This is a genomic window from Candidatus Woesearchaeota archaeon (genome assembly GCA_026394965.1).
Classification (GTDB): Archaea; Nanobdellota; Nanobdellia; order Woesearchaeales; family 0-14-0-80-44-23; genus JAPLZQ01.
The window spans coordinates 1-5768 of sequence record JAPLZQ010000090.1 but is presented as its reverse complement, the minus strand read 5'-3'; the positions used below and the strand labels follow the sequence as shown (position 1 = coordinate 5768).

Genomic DNA, 5768 nt, shown 5'->3' with positions numbered 1-5768 from the left:
GTCTCAATGCCAGGAATGATGGACACCATTCTTAATCTCGGGCTGAATGAGGATTCTTCAGCAGGGCTTTCCAAAAAGGCAGAGCCGAGGTTTGCCTATGACTGCCACAGGCGCTTTATCCAGATGTTCGGGAATGTTGTTCTCGGGATAAAGCATGAGCGCTTTGAGCATGTGATTTCAGAGATAAAGGAAAAAAGAAGATTGAAAGAGGACACAGGGCTTTCAGCAGATGACTGGAAAGAGGTAATAAGCGGTTACCGGGAAATAATCAGTGACGAGACCGGAAGCTATTTTCCAGAGGAGCCGAATAAGCAGCTTTTCATGGCAATTGAGGCAGTTTTCAATTCATGGAACAACGAGAGAGCCATAAGCTACAGGAAGCTCAACGGAATCTCATCTGAAATGGGCACAGCAGTGAGTGTGCAGGAGATGGTTTTTGGAAACATGGGCTCTGACTGCGCAACAGGAGTTGCATTCACAAGGAATCCTGCAACAGGCGAGAACAAGTTCTATGGGGAATATCTGATTAATGCGCAGGGCGAGGATGTTGTTGCAGGAATAAGGACTCCCAAGCCTATTTCAGAAATGGAAAAAGAGATGCCCAATTCATATAAGCAGCTTCTTGAAATCAGGAAAAATCTTGAAGCGCATTACAAGGACATGCAGGACATCGAGTTCACAATCGAGCACGGAAAGCTTTTCATGCTCCAGACAAGAACCGGAAAGAGAACTGCGCAGGCAGCTGTTAAGGCGGCTGTGGATATGATAAGGGAAGGGCTGATTCCAAAAGAGGAGGCAATCATTAGGATAGAGCCGCTTCAGCTGAACCAGCTTATGCACAAGATGATAGACCCAAAATCCAGGTTTAATGTTATTGCAAAGGGGCTTGCCGGAAGTCCGGGAGCTGCATGCGGGCAGGCTGTCTTTGACGCTGATGAGGCAGAGCTTCTTGGGAAAGAGGGCAGGAAAGTAATCCTTGTAAGGGCAGAAACTTCTCCTGATGACATTCACGGAATGGCAGCTGCGCAGGGCGTTCTTACAGCGAGGGGCGGATTGACAAGCCATGCAGCTGTTGTTGCAAGGGGAATGGGCAAGTGCTGCATTGTGGGATGCGAAGGAATAAGGATTAATGAGAAGAAAAAAGAGTTCATTGCAGGGGAAATAGTTGTTAAGCACCTTGAGACAATTACAATAAACGGAAACACAGGAGAAGTCATTCTTGGAGAAACACCGCTTGTTGAGCCAGAGCTTAGCAGAGATTTTGATGAAATCCTGAAAATAGCAGACTCATTCAGAAGGCTTGGGATAAGGGCAAATGCAGATATCCCAAGGGATGCAATAACAGCAAAGAAATTCGGCGCAGAGGGAATCGGGCTCTGCAGGACTGAGCACATGTTTTTTGCAGAGGAGCGCCTTCCGCTTATGCAGCAGATGATTCTTGCAGACAATGAGATTGACAGGAGAAAGGCGTTTGAAAAGCTTCTTCCGATGCAGAAGTCTGACTTTTACGGGCTTCTTAAGGAGATGAAGGGCTTACCGGTAATAATACGGCTTCTTGACCCGCCCCTTCATGAGTTCCTTCCGAAAAGGGAGGAATTAATGGTTGAGATTGCTGTTATGAAAGAAAGAAAAGAGGACAGCAAAAAAATAGGGGAAAAAGAAAAGCTTCTCGCGAGAGTTGAAGAGCTTCACGAGTTCAATCCGATGATGGGGCACAGGGGATGCAGGCTTGGAATAACTTATCCGGAAATTACTGAGATGCAGTCAAGGGCTGTTTTTGAGGCAGCATGCGAGCTTGTAAAAGAAAAGGTAAGCGTATTCCCCGAGATTATGATTCCCCTTGTGGGTGATGTAAAGGAATACATTAACCAAAGGGATATTGTGAAGAAGGCTGCTGATGAGGTAATAAAAAAATACAATGTGGAGCTTTCCTACAAGATTGGGACAATGATTGAGCTTCCGAGAGCAGCCCTCCTTGCAGATGAGATTGCAAAAGAGGCAGAGTTCTTCAGTTTCGGGACAAATGACTTAACCCAGACGACATATGGATTCAGCAGGGATGACTCGGGGAAATTCATAAAGTATTATGAGGAGCACAATATTATGCCTTCTGACCCGTTTGCATCCCTGGACCAGAAGGGTGTTGGAAAGCTTATTGAGATGGCGGTAAATCTTGGAAAGAGGGAAAATAAGTCGCTTGAAGTTGGAATCTGCGGAGAGCACGGCGGAGATCCTGAAAGCATTGATTTCTGCCACAGGGCAGGGCTTGATTATGTATCCTGCTCGCCTTACAGGGTTCCGATTGCAAGGCTTGCTGCAGCAAGGGCAGCAATAATGAACAAGAAGAATAAATAGAAAAATTGATTTTTATGATTTTTAAAATTAATCAAATTAATTAATAATGTCTTTTTTTTTAACGATTGCGAATAATTATTTTTTATTTTAAAAATTAATTAATGTTTTTTTTTAATAATTATAAATGATTATTTTTTATTTATTATTTATGATTCCCGCCTCTTTTATCGTATAAAGAAAAAGCCCTGATGCCCAGGCAAAAGGGAATTCGCTTTTGTAGAATAATCTTTTCACCGGCTTTCCATTTTCCTCATAAACCTCGTAAACACCGTTGCATTCAATTATCTTTTTTGCAATTTTTTCTGCCAGCTGCACTGATTCTTTTTTCATTCCCGCTTTTGCCTTTGCAAGGATTCCCGCGCATCCTATCCAAAGCCAGCTCATCCCGTTGTGGTAGTCCTTCATTCCTGCAGGATAAAGCAGAAAATCTATTTCAGAGAATCTGTATTTGGGATAGTTTGTCTTATAAGGAACTCCGTTTTCAAGCCCAAAATCCTTTATGCAGGATATTATGCTCCTGCTCTTTTTCCTGCTGCTTATCCCGAACATTATTGCAAGGAGGTTTCCATCTGTTGAGAAATTCCCATGGATTTTCCCGTTGAAATCTATCCAGTCATTGTAGAATTTTCCGTTCCAAAATTTTTCATTTATTTTTTCCCTTGTTTTCTGTGCGATTTCAGAATATTTTTTCCAGTCCTCTTTTTTTCCGATTCTGCGTGCAATTCTTGAAAATGCAGCGCATGCTTTATAGTGGCACACCTCTGTGTAAAGGACATTCCCTGACTTTTTCACGCAGTCAAGCCAGCTGCAGTAGTATCCTTCTTCAATGAGAAAATCCCTGTTTTTGTCAAGGGTGAAGTTCCAGTCCATGGCTTTTTTCAGCATTTCATAATTGTCCACTGCAAATTTTTTGTCATCTGATTTTCTTATGTATTCCTCTGCTGCAATAATCAAAAGCGAGTTCTGGTCAGCAGGAGTTTTTGGCATAAAGTTAGGGTAGTTCCTGTCTATTATGTATCTTGGAGCCCTGCTTTTTGTTCCGTCATAGAATTTTATCCCAAGAACCTTAAATGCTATGAATTTTGTTCCAATCCTCAGCGGAACCTGCCCGATTGAATCCTCATTTGAAAGGAAAAGCTCAAGGTTTTTTCTCACAATAGGATAATCTCCTGATGCAATTGCGCCAAAAGATGCAAAGAAGGAGTCCCTTGCCCAGTAATCCTCAAACTGCCTTCTTCCTGCTGCAATTCCGTATTCTGAATAGTCCTCTCTCAGGCATTTCTTTGCTATTTCCTCTGCTTTTCTTATGAGGTGGTTCATTTAGAATAATAATTATATTAAGGATTTAAACCTAATCATGTCCTGAGAAAGGTAACTATAAGCGTGCTGTTTCTTTGGCCAAGGGACGCATTTTCCGGAACATACGCTATCAAGTCAACTTTTCTTGTTTCGTTTTTTTCAAGGATGAAATCATTGTATGCTATTTCTATCCACGGCTTAAGCTCGCCCTCAACTTCTATCCTGACTAAAAGCTCCTTGTCATACTCGTTTGTGACTGCAAATTGGGTGTAGCCCTTTCCCAGGGGGGGTATTGCCCCGAAGAACATCATGTCCCTTTCTTTCCTGAGCCCTAACCCTACGTGCATCGGCTCTGTCACAGTAAGGTTTATCGGAAGGGTTCTTACTGCATAAACTTTTCCTGCAGTTCCTGTCTGGTATATTAAAATTGTTATGAATGCAGATATGCAGATTATCGCAAGAAAGACAAGTGCAAAATCAATTGTTCTAAGTTTTATCTTCCTGCCTTTTCCTGGATATTTTTTTCTCATTTTTCCTTAATCTTTCTTCTGTCTGTTCCTCTTTGAGATAATTATCCAGAATATTATGTTAAGCGCGATTAATGCAAGTATTGCTAGTGCAATCATTGCAGTAGTTGAGATTTTTATTCCTGATTTTACAGTTTCCTTCTCTTTCTCAGCCTCTTTTCCAGCAGGCTTGCTCTTTATCTCAAGAATTCCCTCTTTCTTTTCTGATTTTCCTGCATAATTGAGGCTTATTTCAATTGTGTAATTGCCAACAGGTATGCTTGTTGCATCCAGGTAGCCAGTCAGCGTTTTTATTTCCCATGCCCCGACTGTGTCTGCAAGAGTTTTGAAGCTTGCTCTGTTCCCAGCAAGCTTTACCTCAGCATATACGTCTTCCACTGGGTCGTTCCAGGCGCTTTCAATCCAAACTTCAAACTCGTTGAAACCTTTTTCAATGTAAGCTTCTTTTGTGTTATTCACAATATTAATCTTTAATTCTCCTATCCTGAAAGCAACTTCCTCTGTGCTTTTTGAGAATTCATCATACCTTAAATTGGCTTTTGCAGTGTATTTTCCCGCCTTAAATCCCATTGTCTCCATCTTTGCACTAAGAGTTCCTGCGAAAGTGGGCTCAAAGGCGCTTAGGCTGTCTGTCATTACATTTGTAACGAGAGTTTTATCTGAGGAATAAACATCAATGTCTCCTGAAACTGAATTTATGGTCTGGCTTCCCAGGTTTGTAAGTCCTACTGTAAAGAGCACAGGCTCGTTTATCTTTGCATCCTCTGCCTGAAGGACTGCATCCAGGTATTTCCCCTCAAAAGGGACATGTATGAAAAGAGGGACTCCTGGCGCAGCATAAACATTTATTCCTGCGTGCTTGTTGTATCTCTCCTCTTTTACCATTACAACCTGCCTGTGGCTTCCTGGCTTTTCAATTGCATCAGGGAAGCTCACTGTTATTTTGAAGTTTTTAACTCCTCTGGGTCCAAGCTCAAATGTTTGGGGCTCTGCCTTTATGTACTGGATAAGGTCGCCAACAAGCAGTATTGACACTCCCATCGCCTCATCCAGAGTGTTCATTGCAGTGTATTCAAGAGTGATTACCTCATTTGGGACAAAATCTATGTCTTGGGTGGAATACCCTATGTTCATTGCAAATGCTTCCTCTGCAAAAAGCAAAATCGCAAGAACAGGCATTATTGCAAAGATAATCTTGTTTGAAATTCTGAGAACCATTCTTTCCCTCTTTAACCACGATTTTTTTAAAGTAAATGAGAAATGCAATTATAAAGCTTTCTAAATAAAAATTAAATAAAAAATCAATAAAATAATTTGTTCAGTATGTTGTAAAGAATCCTACATCCACTGTCTTCAGTCCTGGCGCTGTCTGCGCTGACACTACAACTCTGGCTGCGACAAGTGTTATGTCTGCTCCGTCAACCCAGCCAAGCGCTGTTTTTGTTGAGTTTGAGCATACTGCTGTTGGGGTTCCTGTTGTGAGTGTTTTCCATTGGGTTCTGTTGGTTGCTGGGCATCCTTCGTAAAGGCTTGCGTTTTGCGCTCCGTATTCTGCAGTTGAGTTTGCTCCTATCCAGGTTGCTGCCG

5 protein-coding genes are annotated in these 5768 nt (G+C 42.0%); 1 reads left to right on the top strand and 4 read right to left on the bottom strand.

Annotation, left to right across the window (positions count from 1 at the left end; all coding sequences use genetic code 11):
- Nucleotides 1-2355 (top strand): pyruvate, phosphate dikinase (gene ppdK / locus NTV63_03865; GenBank protein MCX6710058.1); only part of this gene is annotated, 2355 nt, incomplete at its 5' end.
- 135 nt (nt 2356-2490) lie between these two features.
- Here the strand turns inward: ppdK and NTV63_03860 are convergent.
- The 4 genes from NTV63_03860 to NTV63_03845 all read right to left on the bottom strand — a co-directional run.
- Nucleotides 2491-3675 (bottom strand): GH116 family glycosyl hydrolase, encoded by a 1185-nt coding sequence (locus NTV63_03860; GenBank protein ID MCX6710057.1) that lies wholly within the window; start codon nt 3673-3675, stop codon nt 2491-2493.
- A gap of 35 nt (nt 3676-3710) precedes the next feature.
- Nucleotides 3711-4184: a hypothetical protein gene (locus NTV63_03855; protein ID MCX6710056.1), complete on the bottom strand. Its 474-nt coding sequence runs from the start codon at nt 4182-4184 to the stop codon at nt 3711-3713.
- 6 nt (nt 4185-4190) lie between these two features.
- Nucleotides 4191-5399, bottom strand: a complete 1209-nt coding sequence (locus NTV63_03850) for a hypothetical protein (GenBank protein MCX6710055.1) — start codon at nt 5397-5399, stop codon at nt 4191-4193.
- A gap of 100 nt (nt 5400-5499) precedes the next feature.
- Nucleotides 5500-5768: hypothetical protein (locus NTV63_03845; protein ID MCX6710054.1), on the bottom strand; the 269-nt coding region annotated here is incomplete at its 5' end.